This is a genomic window from Streptomyces sp. NPDC058701, from assembly GCF_042715295.1.
Taxonomy (GTDB): domain Bacteria; phylum Actinomycetota; class Actinomycetes; order Streptomycetales; family Streptomycetaceae; genus Streptomyces.
Genome location: NZ_JBHXSY010000008.1, coordinates 161,590 through 183,012, shown reverse-complemented (window position 1 = coordinate 183,012; position 21,423 = coordinate 161,590). Strand labels below are relative to the sequence as shown.

19 protein-coding genes, 1 tRNA gene and 1 pseudogene are annotated in these 21,423 nt (G+C 72.5%); 15 read left to right on the top strand and 6 right to left on the bottom strand.

Annotation, left to right across the window (positions count from 1 at the left end; genetic code table 11):
• Nucleotides 1-152 precede the first annotated feature (152 nt).
• Both ACFWW8_RS11700 and ACFWW8_RS11695 read left to right on the top strand, forming a co-directional pair.
• Entirely contained in the window at nt 153-1,196 is a 1,044-nt protein-coding gene (locus ACFWW8_RS11700) for an ABC transporter substrate-binding protein (RefSeq protein WP_386526864.1), read from the top strand.
• Nucleotides 1,197-1,271: 75 nt separating this feature from the next.
• Nucleotides 1,272-2,194 (top strand): annotated as a pseudogene (locus ACFWW8_RS11695) (siderophore-interacting protein).
• A gap of 242 nt (nt 2,195-2,436) precedes the next feature.
• On the opposite strand, the gene ACFWW8_RS11690 reads toward ACFWW8_RS11695, so the two are convergent.
• Entirely contained in the window at nt 2,437-4,026 is a 1,590-nt protein-coding gene (locus tag ACFWW8_RS11690; RefSeq protein ID WP_386526862.1) for a beta-N-acetylhexosaminidase, read from the bottom strand.
• Nucleotides 4,027-4,078: 52 nt separating this feature from the next.
• Here ACFWW8_RS11690 and ACFWW8_RS11685 point away from each other — a divergent pair, with 52 nt between their 5' ends.
• The 3 genes from ACFWW8_RS11685 (at nt 4,079) to glmS (ending at nt 7,193) form a co-directional block, all read left to right on the top strand.
• A complete protein-coding gene (locus ACFWW8_RS11685; RefSeq protein ID WP_386526859.1) occupies nt 4,079-4,966 on the top strand; it encodes a DUF4429 domain-containing protein in 888 nt (295 codons plus the stop codon).
• A gap of 97 nt (nt 4,967-5,063) precedes the next feature.
• Nucleotides 5,064-5,339, top strand: a complete 276-nt coding sequence (locus tag ACFWW8_RS11680) for a hypothetical protein (RefSeq protein ID WP_386526856.1) — start codon at nt 5,064-5,066, stop codon at nt 5,337-5,339.
• A 36-nt stretch (nt 5,340-5,375) separates the two neighbouring features.
• Entirely contained in the window at nt 5,376-7,193 is a 1,818-nt protein-coding gene (gene glmS / locus ACFWW8_RS11675; protein WP_386526853.1) for a glutamine--fructose-6-phosphate transaminase (isomerizing), read from the top strand.
• A 155-nt stretch (nt 7,194-7,348) separates the two neighbouring features.
• On the opposite strand, the gene ACFWW8_RS11670 is transcribed toward glmS, so the two are convergent.
• Both ACFWW8_RS11670 and ACFWW8_RS11665 read right to left on the bottom strand, forming a co-directional pair.
• Nucleotides 7,349-7,924 (bottom strand): GPR1/FUN34/YaaH family transporter, encoded by a 576-nt coding sequence (locus ACFWW8_RS11670; protein ID WP_386526850.1) that lies wholly within the window; start codon nt 7,922-7,924, stop codon nt 7,349-7,351.
• A gap of 97 nt (nt 7,925-8,021) precedes the next feature.
• Nucleotides 8,022-8,555, bottom strand: coding sequence for a universal stress protein (locus ACFWW8_RS11665; RefSeq protein WP_386526847.1), 534 nt, complete (start codon nt 8,553-8,555; stop codon nt 8,022-8,024).
• 319 nt (nt 8,556-8,874) lie between these two features.
• Between ACFWW8_RS11665 and ACFWW8_RS11660 the strand changes: the two genes are divergently transcribed.
• From ACFWW8_RS11660 to ACFWW8_RS11645, 4 genes are all read left to right on the top strand, one after another.
• Nucleotides 8,875-9,309, top strand: coding sequence for a hypothetical protein (locus ACFWW8_RS11660; RefSeq protein WP_386526845.1), 435 nt, complete (start codon nt 8,875-8,877; stop codon nt 9,307-9,309).
• Nucleotides 9,310-9,685: 376 nt separating this feature from the next.
• Entirely contained in the window at nt 9,686-10,858 is a 1,173-nt protein-coding gene (locus ACFWW8_RS11655) for a helix-turn-helix domain-containing protein (RefSeq protein ID WP_383917100.1), read from the top strand.
• Nucleotides 10,859-10,964: 106 nt separating this feature from the next.
• Complete coding sequence (gene orn / locus ACFWW8_RS11650; protein ID WP_386526841.1) at nt 10,965-11,567, top strand: oligoribonuclease; 603 nt, start codon at nt 10,965-10,967, stop codon at nt 11,565-11,567.
• Nucleotides 11,568-11,677: 110 nt separating this feature from the next.
• Nucleotides 11,678-11,750, top strand: a tRNA-His gene (locus tag ACFWW8_RS11645).
• Nucleotides 11,751-11,846: 96 nt separating this feature from the next.
• Here the strand turns inward: ACFWW8_RS11645 and ACFWW8_RS11640 are convergent.
• A complete protein-coding gene (locus tag ACFWW8_RS11640) occupies nt 11,847-12,911 on the bottom strand; it encodes a LacI family DNA-binding transcriptional regulator (RefSeq protein WP_386526838.1) in 1,065 nt (354 codons plus the stop codon).
• Between the two features lie 102 nt (nt 12,912-13,013).
• Between ACFWW8_RS11640 and ACFWW8_RS11635 the strand changes: the two genes are divergently transcribed.
• From ACFWW8_RS11635 to ACFWW8_RS11615, 5 genes are all read left to right on the top strand, one after another.
• The gene (locus tag ACFWW8_RS11635) at nt 13,014-14,342 is read left to right on the top strand and encodes an ABC transporter substrate-binding protein (protein ID WP_386526836.1); all 1,329 of its coding nucleotides are present in this window, start codon (nt 13,014-13,016) and stop codon (nt 14,340-14,342) included.
• Between the two features lie 7 nt (nt 14,343-14,349).
• Nucleotides 14,350-15,342 carry a carbohydrate ABC transporter permease gene (locus ACFWW8_RS11630; protein ID WP_386526833.1) on the top strand — a complete coding sequence of 331 codons (993 nt, stop codon included), beginning with the start codon at nt 14,350-14,352 and terminating at the stop codon, nt 15,340-15,342.
• Nucleotides 15,339-16,163, top strand: a complete 825-nt coding sequence (locus tag ACFWW8_RS11625; RefSeq protein WP_386526831.1) for a carbohydrate ABC transporter permease — start codon at nt 15,339-15,341, stop codon at nt 16,161-16,163. The genes ACFWW8_RS11630 and ACFWW8_RS11625 overlap by 4 nt, the downstream gene beginning before the upstream one ends.
• The gene (locus tag ACFWW8_RS11620) at nt 16,160-17,506 is read left to right on the top strand and encodes a GH1 family beta-glucosidase (protein WP_386526829.1); all 1,347 of its coding nucleotides are present in this window, start codon (nt 16,160-16,162) and stop codon (nt 17,504-17,506) included. Before ACFWW8_RS11625 ends, ACFWW8_RS11620 begins: the two co-directional genes overlap by 4 nt.
• A 391-nt stretch (nt 17,507-17,897) precedes the next feature.
• A complete protein-coding gene (locus tag ACFWW8_RS11615; RefSeq protein WP_386526827.1) occupies nt 17,898-18,398 on the top strand; it encodes a MarR family winged helix-turn-helix transcriptional regulator in 501 nt (166 codons plus the stop codon).
• Nucleotides 18,399-18,493: 95 nt separating this feature from the next.
• Here the strand turns inward: ACFWW8_RS11615 and ACFWW8_RS11610 are convergent, their stop codons facing one another.
• On the bottom strand, nt 18,494-19,882 hold the full coding sequence (locus ACFWW8_RS11610; protein ID WP_386526825.1) for a sensor histidine kinase: 1,389 nt from the start codon (nt 19,880-19,882) through the stop codon (nt 18,494-18,496).
• Complete coding sequence (locus ACFWW8_RS11605) at nt 19,879-20,565, bottom strand: response regulator transcription factor (protein WP_150519499.1); 687 nt, start codon at nt 20,563-20,565, stop codon at nt 19,879-19,881. The genes ACFWW8_RS11610 and ACFWW8_RS11605 overlap by 4 nt, the downstream gene beginning before the upstream one ends.
• Nucleotides 20,566-20,634: 69 nt before the next feature.
• On the opposite strand from ACFWW8_RS11605, the gene ACFWW8_RS11600 reads away from it, so the two are divergent.
• Nucleotides 20,635-21,192: a hypothetical protein gene (locus tag ACFWW8_RS11600; protein WP_386526822.1), complete on the top strand. Its 558-nt coding sequence runs from the start codon at nt 20,635-20,637 to the stop codon at nt 21,190-21,192.
• Nucleotides 21,193-21,423: the final 231 nt, after the last annotated feature.

Here is a 21,423-nt window from a genome sequence, read left to right as displayed (position 1 = left end):
CTGACGGCGTTTCCGCCGCCCCCGGCCAGCCGCCCGCCGGGCCCGCGCGCCCGGCGGGAGACCCGCCCTCCTCGCACCTGTGGGGAAAGGTTAGGCTAACCTTCCCTCCAAACGGCCAGCGGCCGCCCTGACCCACGAAAGCGGACATCGACATGCCCAAGTCGCGGACCTCCCCCCTCACCCGTCGCGGCTTCATCGCCGCCGGCGGCGCCCTCGGCCTCGTCGCGGCGCTCGCCGCGTGCGGCGGCGGCGACGACTCGGCGAAGGGCGACGGCGGCAAGGACAAGGGCGCGGCCGCCTCGGGCCCGTGGACGTTCAAGGACGACCTCGGCGTCGACGTGAGCAGCAAGTCCACGCCGAAGAACATCGTCGCCTTCACCGGCACCGCCGCCGCGCTCCACGACTACGGCGTCCCGGTCAAGGGCGTCTTCGGCCCGACCAAGACCGCCGACGGCAAGCCGGACGTCCAGGCCGGTTCGCTGGACATATCCAAGGTCGAGATCCTCGGGAACGTCTACGACCAGTTCAACGTCGAGAAGTACGCCTCCCTCCAGCCCGACCTCCTCGTCACCAACACCTGGGACGGCAGCTACTGGTACGTCCCGGAGGCGTCCAAGGACAAGATCCTGAAGCTGGCCCCGGCCGCCGCGATCAGCGTCGGCAAGGACGCCACCATGGACAAGGCCCTCCAGCGCACCGCCGACCTCGCCACGTCCCTGGGCGCGGACATGGAGGCCAAGAAGACGGCCGACGCGAAGGCCCGCTTCGAGGCCGCCGCCGAGAAGGTCCGCCAGGCCACCAAGGCCAACCCTGGCATCAAGGTCCTCGTCGGCTCCGGCTCCCCGGAGATCTTCTACGCCTCCAACCCGAAGACCTCCGCCGACCTGAGCTACTTCCAGCAGCTGGGCGTCGAGTTCATCACCCCGGACAAGCTGGACGAGGGCGACTTCTTCGAGAGCCTCAGCTGGGAGAACGCCGGCAAGTACAAGGCGGACCTCATCCTGCTCGACAACCGCAGCAGCGCCCTGCAGCCCGAGACCCTGGGCAAGGAGAAGCCCACCTGGGCCGAGCTCCCCGCGGTCAAGGCCGGCCAGGTCGCCCCCCGCGTGACCGAGCCGATCTACTCGTACGACAAGTGCGCCCAGATCCTGGAGGACCTCGCGAAGGCCGTCCAGGACGCCAAGAAGGTCGGCTGACCTCCCTTCCGTTCGGGCCGGTGTCCAGGCCGACGTCCCGGCTGCACACCGGCCGAACTCCGGAGGGATCTCCGCATGACCGCCGCCGCGCCGGACACCCCGGCCGCCGCCCCCTTCCGGTTCTTCGACCTCGAAGTGGTGCGCACCCTCCGGCTCGGGCACTCGTTCCTGCGCGTCACGTTCGGCGGGGAGGCCCTCGCGGAGTTCCGCTCGGGCGGCTTCGACCAGAGCCTGTCGCTGTTCCTGCCGCCGTCGCACCGGGAGCACACCGTGCTCCCGTCCACCGGCGAGGACACCTGGTACGCCGCCTGGCGCGGGATGCCGGACGAGGAGCGCCCGCCCATGCGCTCGTACACCGTGCGCGAGCAGCGCCGTACGCCCGACGGCGCGGACGAGGTCGACATCGACTTCGTGCTGCACGACGCCGGGCCGGCGGCCGGCGGCCGGGCGGATCGCCCGCGGCCCGCTGGGCGGGCAGCGCGGTCGCCGGCCGCCGGATCCTGGCGATCGGTCCGGCCGTCGCGGAGAACAAGTCCGTACGGTTCCGGCCCCCGGCCGGCGCCGACGCGTTCTTCCTGTACGCGGACGAGACCGCCCTCCCCGCAGCGGCCGCGATCCTGGAACGGCTGCCCGCCGGCCCGCCGGTACGGGCCTGGTTCGAGGTGCCGCACGCGGACGACCGGATCGGCCTGCGGGCTCCCGCCGGTGCGGACGTCACCTGGATCGTGCGCGGGGAGGCGGCGCGTGAGCGCGCCGGGGCGGTGCCGGAGGCGCTGCGCTCGGCACGGCTCCCGGAAGCCGTCGCCCCGTACGTGTGGCTGGCGGGCGAGGCCGGCGCGGTCCGCGCGGTGCGCCGCCACTTCGTGCGGGACCGCGCGATCGACCGTCGCTCGGTCGGCTTCGCCGGGTACTGGCGGCTCGGCGCCAGCGAGGAGCAGCTCCTCGCCGAGGCCGCCGCGGGCACGGCGCCCGGCGAGGATCCGGCGTCCGAGTGCTAGTCAGCGGCCATCGGCCGTGGAACGGTGTCGAGTTGGGCCCCGGTTTCCCACCGGGGCCCTTCGGCATTGCACTTCTAATTAGGTGAGGCTAACCTAAGAATCGCACGCCGGGGGCGGGTGGTTGTCGATACGGTCCCTCGACATCCCGCCCGCCCCCGGCACCACGGCGCGGACGCGAAGACCCCAGCGGCCCCTCTTCGCGACCGCGCCGCCGCGCGTCCACCCGCCGGGGCCCGCCGTGCTCAGTTCCAGGGCACGCCCGGCGCCCGGTGGAAGTCCACCCCCTGCGCGTCCAGCCGGGGCCCCTGCGCCGCGAGCCGCCGCCGGTAGTCGTCCCAGCCGAGCGACCCGGCCTGCGACCACCCCAGCTCGGCCAGCCCGAGCACCCGAGGGAACGCCATGTACTCCCAGTCCGCCCGGGTCGCGATCGTCTCCGTCCAGAGCGGCGCCTCCACCCCCAGCACCGCGGACTCCGGCACCCCGGCCAGATAGGCGCCCGGGTTCCAGGAGTACGCCCGCTCGACCGGCACGTGGCCGGCCCAGGCCAGGCCCGGCTTCGTCGCCGCGTCGTACTTCATGTCCAGGTACAGCCGGTCCGCCGGCGACAGGATCACCGGGTGGCCCGCCTTCGCGGCCGCCACCACCCCGGCCTTCTCCGCGGCCGACGTCCTGTCGTGGCCCCAGTACTGGAGGACCGCGCCCCCGGCGGGCCGGGCCGCCGCCAGCTGGTGCCAGGCGACCACCGTCTTGCCGTGCTTGGCGACCACCGCCTGGGCCCGGTCCATGAAGGCCGCGTAGTCCGCCGCCGGGGTCGTGTGCGCCTCGTCGCCGCCGATGTGCAGGTAGCGCCCGGGCGTCAGCTCCGCCAGCTCGCCGAGCACGTCGTCGACGAACTCGTACGTCCGCTCCTTCGCCACGCACAGCGAGCTGAAGCCGACCTTGATCCCGGTGTACCGCTCGGGGGCCTTCCCGTCGCAGTTCAGCTCCGGGTACGAGGACAGCGCCGCGTTCACATGACCCGGCATGTCGATCTCAGGGACCACGTCCACGTACCGCGCCCCCGCGTACGCCACCAGCTCGCGGTACTCGGCCTTGGTCCAGTAGCCGCCGGGCCCGCCGCCGACCTCGCTGCCGCCGCCGTGCTCCGCGAGCCGCGGCCAGGAGTCGACCGCCAGGCGCCACCCCTGATCGTCGGTCAGGTGCACGTGCAGGGTGTTGACCTTGTACTGGGCGAGCTGGTCGACGTACCGCTTCACCTGAGCCACCGTGAAGAAGTGCCGGGCGATGTCGATCATGGCCCCCCGGTACGCGAACCTCGGCCGGTCCTCGACCGTCCCGCCCGGCACCGTGCCGGGCCCGGCCACCGGGACCAGCTGCCGCAGCGTCTGCCCCGCGTGGAAGAGCCCGGCGGGGGTGCGCGCGGTGAGGGTGATCCCGTCGGGGCCGGACTCCAGGCGGTAGCCCTCGTCCCCCACCCCCTCCGCCTCCCCGTCGAGCCGCAGCCGGATGCCGTCCCCCGCCGCCCCGTCGACCACGGGCAGCGGCAGCCCGCTGGGGCCGCGCAGTTGCTCCGCCAAGAGCTCGCCGAGCTGCCGGACCTCCTCGCCCGCGGCCGGGCCGGTACGGATCACCGTGCCGGCCCCGAAGGCGTACCCCGGGCCTTCGGCGCGGGCCATGGCGGGCGCCGGCAGCAGCCGCTCGAAGGGGGCGAGCACGGCGGGGGGATCGTCGCCGGGCCGGGCGTCGTCACCGCGGGCGGCGGTGCAGGAGGACGCGGCGGCGAACGCGCCGAGGGCGAGGAGGGTACCGAGCGTGCGTCGCAGGACTCTCATGCAGCCAGGTATAGACCCCGTGGGGCGCGCCGGCCGGTGCAAGAATCGTCGGATGGCGGAAATCATCCAGAAGGACGGCACATGGACCTTCGACGGGGACACGGTGCGCATCGTTCCGGGCCGCGACAAGGGGGTGGGGCTGTTGCGCCAGACCCTCGGCGAAGTCGCCGTCCCGCTGCGCGCGGTGGCCGGGATCAGCTACGAACCGGGCCGCCGCTCCGGGCGTCTCCGGCTGCGGCTGCGTGACGGCGCCGATCCCCTGCTCCAGGTGACGGGCGGGCGGCTGCCGGAGGCCTCCGACCCGTACCGCCTCACCGTGGACTCGGACCGCAGCGGGGTCGCGGAGTACTTCGTGGACGAGGTGCGCAACGCCCTGCTGCTGGAACAGGTGGAGTCGGGCCCGGCGGACGCGTACCTGCTGACCGGCCCCCCGGTGCCGATCACGGCGGGCGCGGGCGACGGAACCGTCGCCTTCGACGGAGACCGCGTCACCCTGGAGTGGAACTGGACGGCGGAGGAGGCCAAGCGCTCCGGCGGGACCCGAACCGTCAAGCTCTCGGAGCTCCGGGCGGTGGAGTGGTGCCCGTCCAAGGGGCTGACGAACGGCTGGCTGCGCTTCGCCCCGACGGGGAACACGGCCGCCACGCCGCCCAAGTACGACCCGTACACGGTGGAGCTCTTCGGCTTCAAGAACGATCCCCTGATGGCACTGGTCGCCGCGGCGGTGGCCGCGCGCATGCCGCACCCGGCGGCCCCCGCCACCAGGGTCGCTCCCGCCTTGGCGGCCGCGGCCGCCGCAGCCCCGGCCCCGGAGGACGGCCCGGCGGACCACGACACGCTGCTGCGGCGGCTGCGCGAACTCGGCGAGCTGCACCAGTCGGGGATCCTCACGGAGGACGAGTTCACGGCCGCCAAACAGTCCGTTCTGCGGCGTTTCTGACCGGATCCATCCATTCCGTTGGTACGGACCAGAGAGATCCTGCCCGATTCCGGGCAGGATCTTTGCATTCACTTCCGTGAGACGCCACTATCTACGGGTGCTCGATCGCCGTCCGTCGCACGACGACCTCGTCGACCACCTGGTGCGCAGCACCGCGCTCCAGCGCGGCGAGGCCACCCGGGTGGTGCTCGACGTGCTCGCGTACTTCGACGAGACGACCGAGGAGTTCGTCCGCCGCCGCCACCGGGAACTGCAGTCCGGCGGATCGGTGAACGCGGAGATCTTCGAGCGGATCGCGGCAGAACTGCCGCACCGCGCCGTGGCGCCGCCGGAGCTCTCGCTCCGGCAACTGCGCCGCATCGTCTACGGCTGAGCACGGATCACCGGACTTCAGGAGGGGCAACACCGCATGTGCGGAATCGTGGGATACATCGGCAAGCGTGACGTGGCACCACTGCTGCTGGAGGGTCTGCAGCGGCTGGAGTACCGCGGCTACGACTCGGCGGGCATCGTGGTCAACAGCCCGAAGGCCAGCGCTCTGAAGGTCGTCAAGGCCAAGGGCCGGGTCCGCGAGCTGGAGTCCCGCGTGCCCAAGCGCTTCACCGGCACCACCGGCATCGCCCACACCCGCTGGGCCACGCACGGTGCCCCGAGCGACATCAACTCCCACCCGCACCTGGACCCCGAGAACAAGGTCGCCGTCGTCCACAACGGCATCGTCGACAACGCCTCCGAGCTGCGCGCCAAGCTCGAGGGCGAGGGCGTCGTCTTCGTCTCGGAGACCGACACCGAGGTCATCGTCCATCTGGTCGCCCGCTCCCAGGCGGACTCCCTGGAGGAGAAGGTCCGCGAGGCGCTGAAGGTCATCGAGGGCACCTACGGCATCGCCGTCATGCACTCCGACTTCGCCGACCGGATCGTCGTCGCCCGCAACGGCTCCCCTGTCGTCCTCGGCATCGGCGAGAAGGAGATGTTCGTCGCCTCGGACGTCGCCGCCCTGGTCGCCCACACCCGCCAGGTCGTCACCCTCGGCGACGGCGAAATGGCCACCCTGAAGGCCGACGACTTCCGCACCTACACGACGACCGGCACGACCACGACCGCCACCCCGGAGACCGTGGAGTGGGAGGCCGCCTCGTACGACATGGGCGGCCACGACACGTACATGCACAAGGAGATCTCCGAACAGCCCGACGCGGTCGACCGCGTGCTGCGCGGCCGGATCGACGACCGCTTCTCCACCGTCCACCTCGGCGGCCTGAACCTGGACCCGCGCGAGGCGCGCGGCATCCGCCGGGTCAAGATCCTGGGCTGCGGCACCTCGTACCACGCCGGCATGATCGGCGCCGGTCTGATCGAGGGCATGGCCCGGATCCCCGCGGACGCCGAGCCGGCGTCCGAGTTCCGCTACCGCAACCCGGTCGTGGACCCCGACACCCTCTACATCGCGGTCTCGCAGTCCGGCGAGACGTACGACGTCCTCGCCGCCGTGCAGGAGCTCAAGCGCAAGGGCGCCCGCGTCCTCGGCGTGGTCAACGTCGTCGGTTCCGCGATCGCCCGCGAGGCGGACGGCGGCGTGTACGTGCACGCCGGCCCCGAGGTCTGCGTCGTCTCCACCAAGTGCTTCACCAACACGGTCGTGGCCTTCGCGCTGCTCGCCGTGCACCTGGGTCGCATCCGCGACCTGTCGGTCACCGACGGCAAGCGGATCATCGACGGCCTGCGCAAGCTGCCCGCGCAGATCCAGGAGATCCTCGAGGGCGAGGACGAGATCAAGAAGCTGGCGGCCGAGTACGCCGAGGCCAAGTCGATGATGTTCATCGGCCGGGTGCGCGGCTACCCCGTGGCCCTGGAGGCCTCGCTGAAGCTCAAGGAGATCTCCTACATCCACGCCGAGGCCTACCCGGCCTCCGAGCTCAAGCACGGCCCGCTCGCGCTCATCGAGCCGGCGATGCCGACCGTCGCGATCGTCCCCGACGACGACCTGCTGGACAAGAACCGCGCGGCGCTGGAGGAGATCAAGGCCCGCAGCGGCCGGATCCTGGCGGTCGCCCACCGCGAGCAGGAGAAGGCCGACCACACGATCCTCGTGCCCAAGAACGAGGACGAGCTGGACCCGATCCTGATGGGCATCCCGCTCCAGCTGCTCGCCTACCACACCGCCCTGGCCCTGGGCCGGGACATCGACAAGCCGCGCAACCTGGCGAAGTCCGTCACGGTCGAATAGCGGGCGGCGGCGGGCGGGGCGCGACGGGCGCGCCGATCCGGCCCGCCGGGCACGACACAGGGAACGGCCCCCGGGACACCCCGGGGGCCGTTCCGCGTTCCGGGCGGTCGGCCCGCCGACAGGTGGCGGTGCCGCTCAGCTCGGCTCAGCTCGGCTCAGCTCGCGGCGACCGCGCTGCGGTTCGCCGACCTGCCCCGGCCGAAGGCCATCGGCCAGTGCGCCAGGGCCGCGGTGGCCCCGTACCAGGCCAGCAGCCCGGCGACCGCAGCCACCCAGCCGGCGGCCTTGCCCAGCACGCCGCTGTCCGCGAAGGCGCCGATCGCCAGGAGCAGCAGCGAGAGGGTGAACAGGCCGTACACGGCCTGTCCGAACAGGCCGCTCGCGGCGCCCACGGTGAGGGTGACGCCCAGCAGCACGAACAGGAGAAGGAACGTTCCGGCCGCGTCCGCCGAAACCTTCGCGTCCGCTCCCGCGGCCCAGGTGAACCAGAAGGCTCCCAGGCCCGCGAACGCCGTGCCGTTGAATCCGTCACCGCCGCGGAATTCGAGGATCCCGAGGACGAACAGGGCGATACCGCCGACGTACGTCGCGAGCGACACGGAGCCGGCGGCGGTCACGCCGTCGATGACGCCGGTGTGACCGACGCCGAACGCCAGAAGGGTGAGACCCAGGGCGATGTGCCCGAGGGTCGAAGTCGAGGCCGTGCTTCCCGCAGAGACACCGTTGTCCACGGCGGGCTCCCTTCGATCTGCAGTTGTTTGCTGCGTCCCAGCGGCACTTATTTACCCTTTACATAGACGCACAACCGCACAAGCGCCGTACAGCCGGTTACGGAATGACAACAACCGGTCGCTGTGCGCGCTTGGCCAGCCGACCCGCCACCGATCCGAAGATCCGGCCGACGATCCCGTGCGTGGAGCCGACGACGATGGCGTCGGCCGAATACTCCCGGCCGACCTCCTCCAGCTCATGGCAGATGTCCCCACCGCGCTCGACCAGGATCCATGGCACTTCCGCCAGGTAGTCCGCGCAGGCGAGCTCCAGCCCGAGCACCTCGGTCCGGTGGTCGGGCACGTCCACGAAGACGGGTGGCTCGCAGCCGGCCCACACGGTGGTGGGCAGCCGGTTGGCCACGTGGACGATGATCAGGCCGGATCCGGAGCGCCTCGCCATGCCGATGGCGTACGCGAGGGCGCGCTCACTGGACGTGGAGCCGTCGAATCCCACGACGACCCCGTGCCGGAAGGCCGGGTCGCACGGAAGGCGTGGCTGTTCCACCGCACGCAGCTCGGCGGCCGACGCGGGGTCGGCGAGGCGCTTGCGCTTGCGGTCCCCGGGTTCGGAGAATTCGTGACCGGCCATGGGTGTCTCGGCGAAGGTTCTTGGAGGAAGCGACAGGGGAAAAGTGGCGACACTGTGTGACGGAGCTCTGTCCGGGAAGCATCTTCCCAAGCCCATACCCACCAGGGTACGGCGACACTCTGATCCTGCACAGGGCTTGCCGCCCCTGGAGAGCGTCCCAGGGAGCATGCCGGAGCGAGCGCTCCTTGGCAATGACCGCTGTCCCCTACAGCCAGTGACGAGTCCGGGCGGAGCCACCCGTGCGCACAGTGACCGAGGCCCGTCGCGAGGCGTTGGACACACGTCCGACCGTCCAGGAAGAGCCCGCAGGGAGTACGCCGTGCCCGGCCATCCGGTTCACCCCGTCCAGCCCGCCCGGCGGACGCAGTCCGCCCCGTTCGCCGACACGACCCCGCCGTCCGCCCCCGCCCCGCGATCACCCCTCCACCCGTCCGCGCACCGCTCCGGACACCCCCACGACGACCCCGCGGGCGACGTCGTGCGCTGGGCCGCCTTCAGCTGCCTGCTCGTCCCGGTGGTGCTCGTCGTCTACGGGACCTCCTACGGCGGGGCCGCCGTCGCGACCCTCGGGCTGCTCGTCGTCACCGCCGCGTGCCGGGCGATGCTGCGCTACTCGGAGGAGACGGACCGGGCCGCGGACCGGGTCCTGGCGGAGGCGCGCACGCCGTCCGTCCACCGCGGCCGGCACTCGCGCTCCGGCACGGGGAGCCACCGCGGCTGCCACGGCTCCGACACCGCGTCCCCGCAGGACTGACTTATTCGTACACCCACACCCGCATGTTTTAAGCCAACTTCCCGGCAGGGTGCCCCCCTTGCCGGAATGTCCGCCCGCTCCCCCCACCACCAGCGACGACGGAGCCCGGGGGGCGCCGTGACCGTACGGGTACTGGCCATGGCCGGACAGCACGCTTCCCACCCGGGTAGCGGAGTGGAACGCTTCCTGATCGAATGCTTTTCGCCAAGTTGCCAAGTCGACATAGCGCTGCGTGCTGAACTTGTCACGCCGACACCACGGGACGCAGTAGATTCGATCATGTATTTACGGCGGGGGATCCACGTGCAAGGCCGAGGGGAAACGTGCAGGTGCGACCAGACCAAGGAGTCGCGACACCCAAGGGGGGCTTAGCGCCATGAGCCAGGATTCCACCGCCGTCGTCGCAGACGCCGGCCGGAAGCTCGCGGGGCGTCGCCGCAGGGAGATCGTCGCGGTGCTGCTCTTCAGCGGCGGACCGATCTTCGAGAGCTCCATTCCACTTTCCGTGTTCGGCATCGACCGGCAGGACGCGGGAGTTCCACGCTACCGACTGCTCGTGTGCGCCGGTGAGGACGGTCCGCTCAGGACCACCGGCGGACTCGAACTGACCGCGCCATACGGGTTGGAGGCGATCGCCCGGGCAGGCACGGTCGTCGTGCCCGCCTGGCGTTCCATCACCTCACCGCCGCCGCCCGAGGCGCTCGACGCGCTGCGTCTGGCGCACGAGGAGGGGGCCCGGATCGTCGGACTGTGCACGGGGGCCTTCGTGCTCGCCGCCGCCGGTCTGCTGGACGGCCGGCCCGCGACGACGCACTGGATGTACGCGCCGACGCTGGCCAAGCGGTACCCGTCCGTCCACGTCGATCCGCGCGAACTGTTCGTCGACGACGGCGACGTGCTCACGTCCGCGGGCACGGCGGCCGGAATCGACCTCTGCCTGCACATCGTGCGCACGGACCACGGCAGCGAGGCGGCCGGGGCCCTGGCCCGCAGGCTCGTCGTGCCGCCGCGCCGGACGGGCGGCCAGGAGCGCTACCTCGACCGGTCGCTGCCGGAGGAGATCGGCGCCGACCCGCTGGCCGAGGTCGTCGCCTGGGCGCTGGAGCACCTCCACGAGCAGTTCGACGTGGAAACCCTGGCGGCCCGCGCCTACATGAGCCGGCGCACGTTCGACCGGCGCTTCCGCTCACTGACCGGCAGCGCGCCGCTGCAGTGGCTGATCACCCAGCGGGTGCTCCAGGCACAGCGGCTGCTGGAGACGTCCGACTACTCGGTCGACGAGGTCGCCGGGCGCTGCGGGTTCCGCTCGCCGGTCGCCCTGCGCGGTCACTTCCGGCGGCAGCTGGGGTCCTCCCCGGCCGCCTACCGGTCCGCCTATCGGGCACGCCGCCCGCAGGCGGAGGTGGCGCAGGTCTCCGACATCTCCGGGGGGCCCCTGCCGCACCAGCGCACTCCGCAGCCCCAGCGGGCGGCGGCGGCCCTGGCCGCCGCGGGCCCGACGGTGACGGAGCTGTACGCCCCGGGCCGCGTCCTGCGGGAACACGCGTAACCCCCACAGCGGGTACGTGAGGCGCAGGTCCTCCGCCGGTCACCGCCGGCGGGGGACCTTCCGCATGTGCGGTCCCGGCCCGAAGGGACCGCATAAGGTGGGACACATGAACGATCGCATGGTGTGGATCGACTGCGAGATGACCGGGCTCTCGTTGACGGACGACGCACTTATCGAGGTGGCCGCACTGGTCACCGACTCGGAGCTCAACGTGCTCGGCGACGGCGTGGACATCGTGATCCGCCCGCCGGACGCCGCACTGGAGACCATGCCCGACGTGGTGCGCGAGATGCACACCTCCTCCGGACTGCTCGACGAGCTGGCCGGCGGGACCACCCTCGCGGATGCCGAGGCGCAGGTCCTGGCCTACGTACGGGAACACGTGAAGGAGCCGCGCAAGGCGCCCCTCTGCGGGAACTCGGTCGGCACCGACCGCGGGTTCCTGCTGCGCGACATGGCCGCGCTGGAGGGCTACATGCACTACCGGATCGTGGACGTGTCCTCGGTCAAGGAGCTGGCGCGCCGCTGGTACCCCAAGGCCTACTTCAACAGTCCGCCGAAGAACGGCAACCACCGGGCGCTCGCGGACATCAAGGACTCGATCGCCGAGCTGCGCTACTACCGCGAGGCGGTCTTCGTGCCGCAGCCCGGGCCGGACTCGGACACGGCTCGGGCGATCGCCGCCAAGCACGTCGTGCCGGGGCTGTAGGGCCGCACCGGCGGGGCACACCGGAGGCGGGCGCGGGAAAAGGGTGGAGCGAGCACCCTCCCGGACCCTGTACGCTTTTCTTCGGCCGGTCGGTTCTCCGACCGGACATGGTGGGTGTAGCTCAGTTGGTAGAGCACCTGGTTGTGGTCCAGGTGGCCGCGGGTTCAAGTCCCGTCACTCACCCTGTGGGGAGGCCCCGGTACGCGAAAGCGGACCGGGGCCTTCTGCGTGCCCGGTGCGGGGCCCGCCTCCGGTGCGGGGCCCCTGCCCGGTGCGGGGTCAGGACGACTCGCGGACCACGAGGCTGTTCGGCAGCACGACCGCCGGTACGCCCGGGTCCTTGCCGCCCGTCGCGCCCGGCTCCCCCGCGGGCTGTCGGCCCGCGATCCGGTCCAGCAGCAGCCGCGTCATGGTCCGGCCCATCTCCTCGATCGGCTGCCGGACGCTGGTCAGCGGCGGGTGCATGTGGCGGGCCACCACCGAGTCGTCGAAGCCGACCAGCGCCACGTCCTGCGGGATCCGGCGGCCGGCGGCACGCAGCTCGAACCGGGCTCCCGCCGCCATGACGTCGGAGGCGGCGAAGACGGCGTCGAGGGCGGGCCTGCGGTCCAGGAGCTCGCGCATGGCCCGGCGGCCGCCGTCCTCGGTGAAGTCGCCGACCGAGACCAGTTCCGCGTCGGCCGGGTGTCCGGCGGCGGCCAGGGCCTGCCGGTAGCCGTCCAGGCGGCACTGGGCCCCGTACACGTCCAGCGGGCCGGTGATCGTGGCGATGGCGCGGCGGCCCCGCCCGAGGAGGTGGCGTACGGCCTCGGCGGCGCCCGCGAGGTTGTCGGAATCCACGCTGGGCAGCGTCTCCTCGGCCGAGCGGCGGCCGCTGATCACGGTGGGGATGCCGAGCTCGGCCAGCAGCTCGGGCAGCGGGTCGCCCGCGTGGACCGAGACGAGCAGCACCCCGTCGACGCGGTGGCCGGAAAGGTACTGTGCCAGGCGGCGCCGCTCGCGGTCGCTGCCGGCCAGGGTGAGCACGAGCTGCACGTCGGTCTCGGCGAGGGCGGCGCCGACCCCGCGGACCACGTCGGAGAAGTACGGCTCGGCGAAGAAGCGGGCCTCGGGCTCGGGGATCACGAGGGCGACGGCGTCGGTGCGGTTGGCCGCGAGGGCCCGTGCCGCGCGGTTGGGTACGTACGCCAGCTCGGCCACGGCCGCCTCCACGGCGGCCCTGGTGTGCTCGCTGACCTTGGAGGATCCGTTGATCACCCGGGAGACCGTGCCGCGCCCGACTCCGGCGCGCGCCGCGACCTCCTCCAGGGTCGGCCGTCCCCCACTGCGCCCGTGCCCGTTCATGTCTTCCTCCCGGTTGTGAATCTACCCCTTGACGACTGTGGGAGCGCTCCCACACTGTGTCACACGACACCCGGCACGTTCCGTCCTTCAGGGAGGATGCACATGCGAGCCCACACCCGAGCCCGAAGAACCCTTCTCACAGCAGGCACCGCGTGGGGGGCGGCGGCCCTGCTGCTCGCGGGGTGCGCGCAGGACCCGGCCGAGAAGCCCGAGCCGGGAGCCCCGGCCGACGGCAAGGCGAAGACGACGCTGACCGTCGGGGTCTTCGGGGCCTTCGGGCTCCAGGAGGCCGGCCTCTACGACGAGTACACGGCGCAGAACCCCGGCATCCGCATCGAGCAGACCTCCATCGAGCGGAACGAGAACTACTACCCGCAGCTCCTCACCCACCTGGGCACCGGAAGCGGGCTCGCCGACATCCAGGCCGTCGAGGTCAACAACATCGCCGAGATCACCGCCACCCAGGCGGACAAGCTGGTGGACCTGGGCAAGGCGGCGGGCGTGGACAAGTCCGCGTACCTGCCGTGGAAGTGGTCCCAGGGCACGGCGAAGAGCGGGGCGACGGTCGCCCTCGGCACCGACATAGGCCCGCAGGGCATCTGCTACCGCAAGGACCTCTTCGCGGCGGCCGGGCTGCCCACCGACCGGGCGGCGGTCGGGGCGCTGTGGGCGGGCGACTGGAACAAGTACCTGGAGGCGGGCAAGGCCTACAAGGCGAAGGCCGGCGAGGGCAAGGCGTTCGTCGACTCGGCGTCGGGCGTGATGGCGGCGGTGACCGGGAGCAGCGCGCAGCGGTACTACGACGAGCAGGGCAAGGTCGCCTACAAGACCAACCCCGCGGTGCGCGGCGCGTTCGACCTGGCGGCCTCCTTCGCGACCGAGGGGCTCAGCGCCAAGCTCCAGCAGTTCACCCCGTCCTGGGACCAGGGCTTCTCCAACGGCAACTTCGCGACCGTCTCCTGCCCGGCCTGGATGCTCGGTTACATCCAGGACAAGGCCGGTCCGGCCGGCAAGGACAAGTGGGACGTGGCGGCGGCGCCGAAGCCGAGCAACTGGGGCGGCTCCTTCCTCGTGGTGCCCAAGGCGGGCAAGCACGCCGAGGAGGCGGCGAAGCTCGCGGCCTGGCTGACGGCTCCCGCGCAGCAGGCGAAGCTGTTCGAGAAGCGCGGCAGCTTCCCGAGCGCGAGCGCCGCGTACAAGATTCCGGCGGTGTCGGGAGCGCAGCACCCGTACTTCGGGGGCGCCCCGATCGGCGAGATCTTCGCGCGGGCGGCGGAGGGCGTGCCGGTGACGGTGATCGGTCCGAAGGACCTGGTGATCGCGCAGAACCTGGCGGACATCGGGATGCTCCAGGTCGACCAGAAGGGCCGCAGCCCGCAGGAGGGCTGGGAGGCCGCGGTGAAGGCGATCGACAACGCCCTGGAGCAGTGAGGCTGCGGTGACGGACGATACGGCTGTCCTGTCCCCCTCCCCCTCCGCCGCCGGTGCGAAGTCGCCGGCGGCGGAGGGGGGCGGCCGGGGGCAGGTGTGGCGCTCGCGGCGCTACCGGTGGGACGTGCGCTGGAGCCCGTACGCCTTCGTGGCGCCCTTCTTCCTGTTCTTCGCCGCCTTCGGGCTGTTCCCGCTGCTGTACACGGGCTGGGCGGCGCTGCACCAGGTGGAGCTGACCGACCCGGACGCCATGACGTGGGTGGGGCTGCGGAACTTCACCCGGCTGTGGGGCGACGAGTTCTTCTGGAACGCCCTGCGCAACACGGTCACCATCGGGCTGCTGTCCACGGTGCCGCAGCTGGCGATCGCGCTCGGCCTGGCCCATCTGCTGAACTACAAGCTGCGGGGGTCGGCCTTCTTCCGGGTCGCGGTCCTCACCCCGTACGCGACCTCGGTGGCGGCCGCCACCCTCGTCTTCGTGCTGCTCTTCGGGCGGGACTACGGGATGGTCAACTGGGCGCTGTCGGTGGTCGGCTTCGAGGCGGTGGACTGGCAGAACGGCACCTTCGCCTCCCAGCTGGCGGTCTCCACCATCGTGATCTGGCGGTGGACCGGCTACAACGCGCTGATCTACCTGGCGGCCATGCAGGCCGTGCCGGCCGAGCTGTACGAGTCGGCCGCTCTCGACGGTGCCTCGCGCTGGCAGCAGTTCATCCACGTGACCGTGCCCTCGCTGCGGCCGACGATCCTCTTCACCTGTGTGGTGTCGACGATCGGGGCGACCCAGCTGTTCGGGGAGCCGCTGCTGTTCAACGGCGGGGCGGGCGCCACGGGCGGCTCGGACCACCAGTTCCAGACGCTCGGGCTGTACCTGTACGAGCAGGGCTGGGTGAACCTGCACCTGGGCCGGGCCTCGGCGATCGCGTGGGCGATGTTCCTGATCCTGCTGCTGATCGCGGGCGCGGCACGGCTGCTGCGCGGACGGGGGGACTCCCGATGAGGGCACTGCGCGCGGGCCGGCTCACCTACGTGGTGCTCGCCCTGTTCACCGCGGGGTCGCTGTTCCCACTGGTGTGGACGGCGATAGCGGCCTCGCGGAGCAATACGCGCCTGGCCCAGACGCCGCCGCCGTTCTGGTTCGGCGGCAACCTGTGGCGCAACCTCCAGGTCGCGTGGACGGACGCCCACATGGGCACGGCCCTGCTGAACACGGTGGTCGTGGCGGGCACGGTCGCCGCCGGCACGGTGGCGTTCTCCACGCTGGCCGGCTTCGCCTTCGCCAAGCTGCGGTTCCGCGGCCGCAGCCTGCTGATGACGCTGGTGGTCGGGACGATGCTGATCCCGCCGCAGCTGAGCGTGGTCCCGCTGTACATGCTGATCGCGGAGCTGTCGTGGACGGACCGGCTCCAGGCGGTGATCCTGCCGACGCTGGTCTCCGCCTTCGGGGTGTTCTTCATGCGCCAGTACCTGCTGCAGGCACTGCCCACCGAGCTGATCGAGGCGGCGCGGACGGACGGGGCGAGTTCACTGCGGGTCGTCTGGCACGTGGTGTTCCCGGCGGCCCGGCCCGCGATGGCGGTGCTGGGGATGCTGACGTTCGTGATGGCGTGGAACGACTTCTTCTGGCCGATCGTCGCGCTGACGCAGAGCGGCAGCCCGACGGTGCAGGTGGCTCTGACCGGGCTGGGCCGGGGCTACATCCCGGATCAGTCGGTGATCATGGCGGGCGCGCTGCTGGGCACGCTCCCGCTGCTGCTGGTGTTCCTGGTCTTCGGCCGACAGATCGTCGGCGGCATCATGCAAGGGGCGGTGAAGGGATGACGGACACGGATGCCGGAGCTCGGTTCCCGGAGGGCTTCCTCTGGGGCGCGGCCACGGCGGCCTTCCAGATCGAGGGCGGCGCGGCACTGCGCGGGCCGTCCATCTGGGACACGTTCTGCCGTACGCCGGGCAAGGTGTACGGCGGCCACACCGGTGAGGTGGCGGTGGACCACCTGCGGCTGTGGCGGGAGGACGTCCGGCTGATGGCCGGGCTGGGGCTGGGGGCCTACCGGTTCTCGGTGTCGTGGCCGCGGGTGCTCTCCGGCGGGATCGGTTTCTACGACGCGCTGGTCGACGAGCTGCTCGCGCAGGGGATCCGGCCCTGCCTGACCCTGTACCACTGGGACCTGCCACAGGAGCTGGAGGCCGCCGGCGGCTGGCCGGAGCGGGAGACGGCCTACGCGTTCGCCGCGTACGCCGCACGGGTCGCGGAGGCGCTGGGCGACCGGGTGGAGCTGTGGACCACCCTCAACGAGCCGTGGTGCAGTGCCTTCCTCGGCTACGCCTCCGGGGTGCACGCGCCCGGCCGCACCTCTCCCGCCGACTCGCTGCGCGCCGCGCACCACCTCAACCTGGCGCACGGCCTGGCCACGGCCGTCCTGCCGTCCACCGCGCGGGTGGGCATCGCGCTGAACCCGAGCGCGGTGCGGCCGCTGACCGACTCGGCGGCCGACCTGGACGCGCAGCGCCGGATCGACGCCCTGGCCAACCGGATCTTCACGGGGCCGCTGCTGCACGGCGCGTACCCGCAGGACCTGATGGAGGACACGGCCTCCGTGACGGACTGGTCCTTCGTGCGCTCCGGCGACGAGGCGCTGATCCACCAGCCGTTGGGCTTCCTCGGCGTGAACTACTACACCCCGGCGGTGGTCTCGGCGGCCCCGGGCCGCGTGGGGCCGCGCGCCGACGGCCACGGGGCCACGGCCCATTCCCCCTGGCCGGCCGCGGACGACATCGCCTTCCACCAGCCTCCGGGCGAACGGACCGACATGGACTGGTCGATCGACCCGACCGGCCTGTACGACCTGCTGCTGCGCTTCGCCGGCGAAGCGCCGGGCCTGCCGCTCATGGTCACCGAGAACGGGGCGGCCTACGCCCCGGAACTGCACGACCCGGCGCGCATCGGCTACCTGGAGGCCCACCTCGCCGCGGTCCACCGCGCCCTGGAGGACGGCGCCCCGGTGGAGGGCTATTTCCTCTGGTCGCTGCTGGACAACTTCGAGTGGTCCTACGGCTACAGCAAGCGGTTCGGCATCGTCCACGTCGACTACGACACCCAGGTCCGCACCCCCCGCTCCAGCGCCCGCTGGTACGCCCGGCTGGCCCGGACGGGAGCCTTGTGACCTCCGGCGGCATGCCGGCGGCCCGGTTCAGCGCAGGGCGTGCCGGCCCGCCCGGGCGGCGACGGCCCGGCCCGTGGTGACGGGACGGTCCCCGGGGGTGTGATGCCCGACCTGGGGGTCGTGGTGCCCGATGTCCCGGCCGGAGACGTCGTCCTCGCGCCGGGCGAGCGTCTCCGGGACGGTCGTCGTCCCTGGCCCGGGGGCGAGTACAGCATCAGCTTCGGCGTGTCCGCGGCGAGGAGTGCGGAGAGGCCGCGGGCGACGGCGCCGAGGCCGCCGGTGACGAGGATCGACATGAACGGTTCCCTTTCCCTAGGATGAGGATGTGACGCAGATTCTGTGTGACGCACTTCCTGCGCCACACAGATAAATTTGAAGCATGGAGAAGTCGATGTCAACGGAGATCCCCCGTACGGGTGAGGCCTGGAGCCGCGCGGAGCTGCTCGCGCGCATCGTCACGGAGACCCAGCGGCACTACGCCGACTACTCGCGCTTCAGCCAGGCGATGGCCGACCACGTCGGCCTGCACCCCACCGACCTGCAGTGCGTCGCGCTCCTCGACATGGAGCCCGGCCCGGTGAGCACCGGCGACATCGCCCGCCTCACCGGCCTGACCTCGGGCTCCGCCACCCGCCTCGTCGACCGCATGGTCAAGGCGGGCGTCGTCGAACGGCACGCCGACCCGAACGACCGCCGGCGCTCACTCGTCTCCCTCGCACCCGAGGCCCGCGAACGCATCGGCGCGGCCTGGGACGTCCCCGGCCGTGCCTTCGGCGCCGTACTGGAGGGCTACTCCGACGCCGAACTCGGCGTCATCGCCGACTACCTGCACCGTGCCGCGGAAGTCGGCCGTGCCCAGGCCGTGCGCCTGAACACGGGCGACACCGCCTGACGGCCCGGACGCCCCGCCGGGCCGCCGGCGGACGCCCCGGCGGACGACCCGAGGCGGAACCGGACGCCCCGGCCCGGCGGGCGGTCCCCGTCGCCTCAGACCCCGCGCCGCTTGCGCCGGCCGCGTCGGACCCGCGGGCCGCCCGGGCCGCCCCGGGTCCGCCCGTCCAGCGCGATCCACACCCGGATCTCGGTCCCGCCGAGCACCGAGCGCCCCAGCCGCACATCGCCCCCGGTCGACTCCGCGACCCGGCGCACGATGTCGAGGCCGAGTCCCGTGGAGCCGTCACGGCCGCCGTCGTTGCCGCGGCGCAGGGCGGCGTCCGGGTCGGCGATGCCCGGTCCCGCGTCCGAGACCAGCACGATGACCGCGTCCGGGGTGTCGTGGACGTCCACCGCGAAGGGGGTGCCCTCGGGGGTGTGCCGGAAGACGTTGCCGAGCATCGCGTCGAGGGCGGCGGCCAGTTCGGGCCGCGCGATGGGGATGCGCACCGTACGGTCCACACCCGCCAGCCGCACCTCGCGGCCCTCGTCCTCCGCCAGCGCCGACCAGAAGGCCATCCGGTCCCGGATCACCTCCGAGGCGTCGCAGCCGGCGCCCGGGCCCGGCCCGGCCGGGCCGGTGGCCGGGCGCTGTTCGCGGGCCGTACGGATGATGGTGTCGACCTCCCGCTCCAACTGCTCCACGGCCGCCCGGGTCTGTTCGGCGGCCGGACCGTCCCCGAGCGAGGCCGTGTTGAGCCGCAGCACCGTCAGCGGCGTCCGCAGCCGGTGCGAGAGGTCGGCGGCCAGCTCCCGCTCGTTGGCGAGGAGTTGCACCACCTGGTCCGCCATGGCGTTGAACGCGACGGCCGCCGAGCGGAGTTCCTTCGGCCCGTCCTCCGGGACCCGCGCCCCGAGCCGCCCCTCGCCCAGCTGGTGCGCGGCGTCCGCGAGCCGCTCGGCGGGGCGGACCAGCCGGGCGCCGAGCCGGTCGGCCACGCCCACCGAGCCCACGATCAGGGCCAGTCCGACGCCCGCGAGGACCGCCCAGGCGGTGGTGACCCCGTTGCTGACCTCGCTCTCCGGCACGAGGATCTCCACCACCGCGATGTCCCCGGACCCCAGCGCGGTGGGCTGGAGCAGCGCCGATCCCCCGCCGGGCACCGTCGCCGTCGTGGCCCGGCCCATGCGGCGGGTCTCGGTGACGACCCGCTCGCCCGCCCAGCCGTCGCCGATGTCCGCGGGCGGACTGTCGCCGATCGCGGGCAGGTGCACGGCCATCCGCCCGGCGGCGCCCATCTGCGTGGTCTCCACCGCCTTGCGCAGCTGCGCCGGGTCGGTCGTGATGGACAGGGTCGGTCCGATGGTGGCGGCCTGCCGCTCGGCGTTGGAGAACGCCCGGTCGCTGGCCATCTCCTGGACCACCAGCCCCAGCGGTACGGCGAAGGCCACGACCACCATGGCGGTGACCGCGAGGCACACCTTGACCAGGGCCCACCTCACCGGGGCGGCTCCAGCTTGACCCCCACGCCCCGCAGCGTGTGCAGGTACCGCGGGCGGGCGGCGGTCTCGCCGAGCTTGCGGCGCAGCCAGGACAGGTGCACGTCGATGGTCTGGTCGTCCCCGTACGACTGCTGCCAGACCTCGGCGAGCAGTTCCCGGCGGGCCACGACGACCCCGGGCCGCCCGGCGAGGAACGCCAGCAGGTCGAACTCGCGCCGGGTCAGGTCCAGTACGGCTCCGTCCAGCTCGGCCTGGCGGCGCAGCGGGTCGATGGCCAGGCCGCCGACGCGCAGCACCCGCGAGGGCGGTTCGGCTGCGGCCGCCTGCGAGCGGCGCAGTACGGCGGCCATCCGGGCGGAGAGGTGCTCCACGGAGAAGGGCTTGGTCAGGTAGTCGTCGGCGCCGTCGTTGAGCAGCCGGACGATCTCCGCCTCGTCGTCGCGCGCGGTCGCGATGATCACAGGGACGTCGGTGATGCCGCGCAGCATCTTCAGGGCCTCGGACCCGTCCAGGTCCGGCAGTCCGAGGTCGAGGATGACCACGTCGAAGCGGTGGTGGGCGACCTCGCGCAGCGCCTCCAGGGCGGTGCCGACGCTGCGCACGGTGTGCGACGCCTCGGTCAGGTGCCGGATGAGGGCGGAACGTACGAACTGGTCGTCCTCGACCACGAGCACACTTGCCATGGCCCGCACCGTAGTCCATTCGGGGGACCCCGGGAGGTGCCGGGCGCCTCTTGGGGCGGGTGGTGCAGTATGTGCTCGATGCTACGAGGACTTGTACATGCCATGGCGTGGACGCTGGCGACCGGGGCCGCGGTGACCCTGTCGTGGTGGGGCGTGCACACCGTCATGTCGGGTACGGCCTACGATCCGCCGCTCGCGGTGCCGCTGACCACGCAGCCGCTGTCCTCGTCCACGCACCGCGACCAGCCCGACCCGCCGTCCCCGGAGCCGTCGCCCTCCCCCACTCCCTCGCCGTCCCCCAGCGCGTCCGCGTCGGCCTCGCCGGGCGCCGCCGCGTCGTCCTCGGCCAGGCCGTCCCCGAAACCGCCGGCCGGCCGGCAGCCGCGCCAGACGGACGGGGACGACGGCACGGTGAAGTCGTACAGCACCTCCGGCGGCCGGGTCGTCTTCGACATCGGGCCCTCCTCGGCGGAACTGGTCTCCGCGACCCCGGCGGCCGGCTGGCGCATGCAGGTGTGGAAGCAGGACCTGTGGATGCGGGTCACCTTCACCCGGGAGGGCCGCGAGGTGTCGGTGTTCTGCACCTGGCACGACCACCCCCCGCGGGTCGAGCTCGTCGACCCCTAAGGGCTGTCCCGTAATCCCCGGCGGGCGCGCGGCGTCAGCTACGGCGCCTCGCTGCGTTGTCGGAACGCCCTCATACGCCCAGCATGAGGGCGCCCCTCCGCCTTACGACGCACCGCATCTGACGCCGCGCGCTGATCCACCAGGGATTACGGGACAGCCCTTAGGCCGCGTCTTCCGGATCAGGGCGGATCAGCCCGGGCCCGCCCTGATCCGAAAGACACGGCCTGAGCC

What these genes read in the sequence shown, in the direction of transcription:
- ACFWW8_RS11615 (WP_386526827.1), top strand. Translation starts at nt 17,898, where the DNA reads ATGTCAACGGAGATCCCCCGTACGGGTGAGGCCTGGAGCCGCGCGGAG.
- orn (WP_386526841.1), top strand. Translation starts at nt 10,965, where the DNA reads ATGAACGATCGCATGGTGTGGATCGACTGCGAGATGACCGGGCTCTCG.
- glmS (WP_386526853.1), top strand. Translation starts at nt 5,376, where the DNA reads ATGTGCGGAATCGTGGGATACATCGGCAAGCGTGACGTGGCACCACTG.
- ACFWW8_RS11600 (WP_386526822.1), top strand. Translation starts at nt 20,635, where the DNA reads ATGTGCTCGATGCTACGAGGACTTGTACATGCCATGGCGTGGACGCTG.
- ACFWW8_RS11635 (WP_386526836.1), top strand. Translation starts at nt 13,014, where the DNA reads ATGCGAGCCCACACCCGAGCCCGAAGAACCCTTCTCACAGCAGGCACC.
- ACFWW8_RS11605 (WP_150519499.1), bottom strand. Translation starts at nt 20,565, where the DNA reads ATGGCAAGTGTGCTCGTGGTCGAGGACGACCAGTTCGTACGTTCCGCC.
- ACFWW8_RS11685 (WP_386526859.1), top strand. Translation starts at nt 4,079, where the DNA reads ATGGCGGAAATCATCCAGAAGGACGGCACATGGACCTTCGACGGGGAC.
- ACFWW8_RS11655 (WP_383917100.1), top strand. Translation starts at nt 9,686, where the DNA reads ATGAGCCAGGATTCCACCGCCGTCGTCGCAGACGCCGGCCGGAAGCTC.
- ACFWW8_RS11700 (WP_386526864.1), top strand. Translation starts at nt 153, where the DNA reads ATGCCCAAGTCGCGGACCTCCCCCCTCACCCGTCGCGGCTTCATCGCC.
- ACFWW8_RS11620 (WP_386526829.1), top strand. Translation starts at nt 16,160, where the DNA reads ATGACGGACACGGATGCCGGAGCTCGGTTCCCGGAGGGCTTCCTCTGG.
- ACFWW8_RS11690 (WP_386526862.1), bottom strand. Translation starts at nt 4,026, where the DNA reads ATGAGAGTCCTGCGACGCACGCTCGGTACCCTCCTCGCCCTCGGCGCG.
- ACFWW8_RS11665 (WP_386526847.1), bottom strand. Translation starts at nt 8,555, where the DNA reads ATGGCCGGTCACGAATTCTCCGAACCCGGGGACCGCAAGCGCAAGCGC.
- ACFWW8_RS11625 (WP_386526831.1), top strand. Translation starts at nt 15,339, where the DNA reads ATGAGGGCACTGCGCGCGGGCCGGCTCACCTACGTGGTGCTCGCCCTG.
- ACFWW8_RS11640 (WP_386526838.1), bottom strand. Translation starts at nt 12,911, where the DNA reads ATGAACGGGCACGGGCGCAGTGGGGGACGGCCGACCCTGGAGGAGGTC.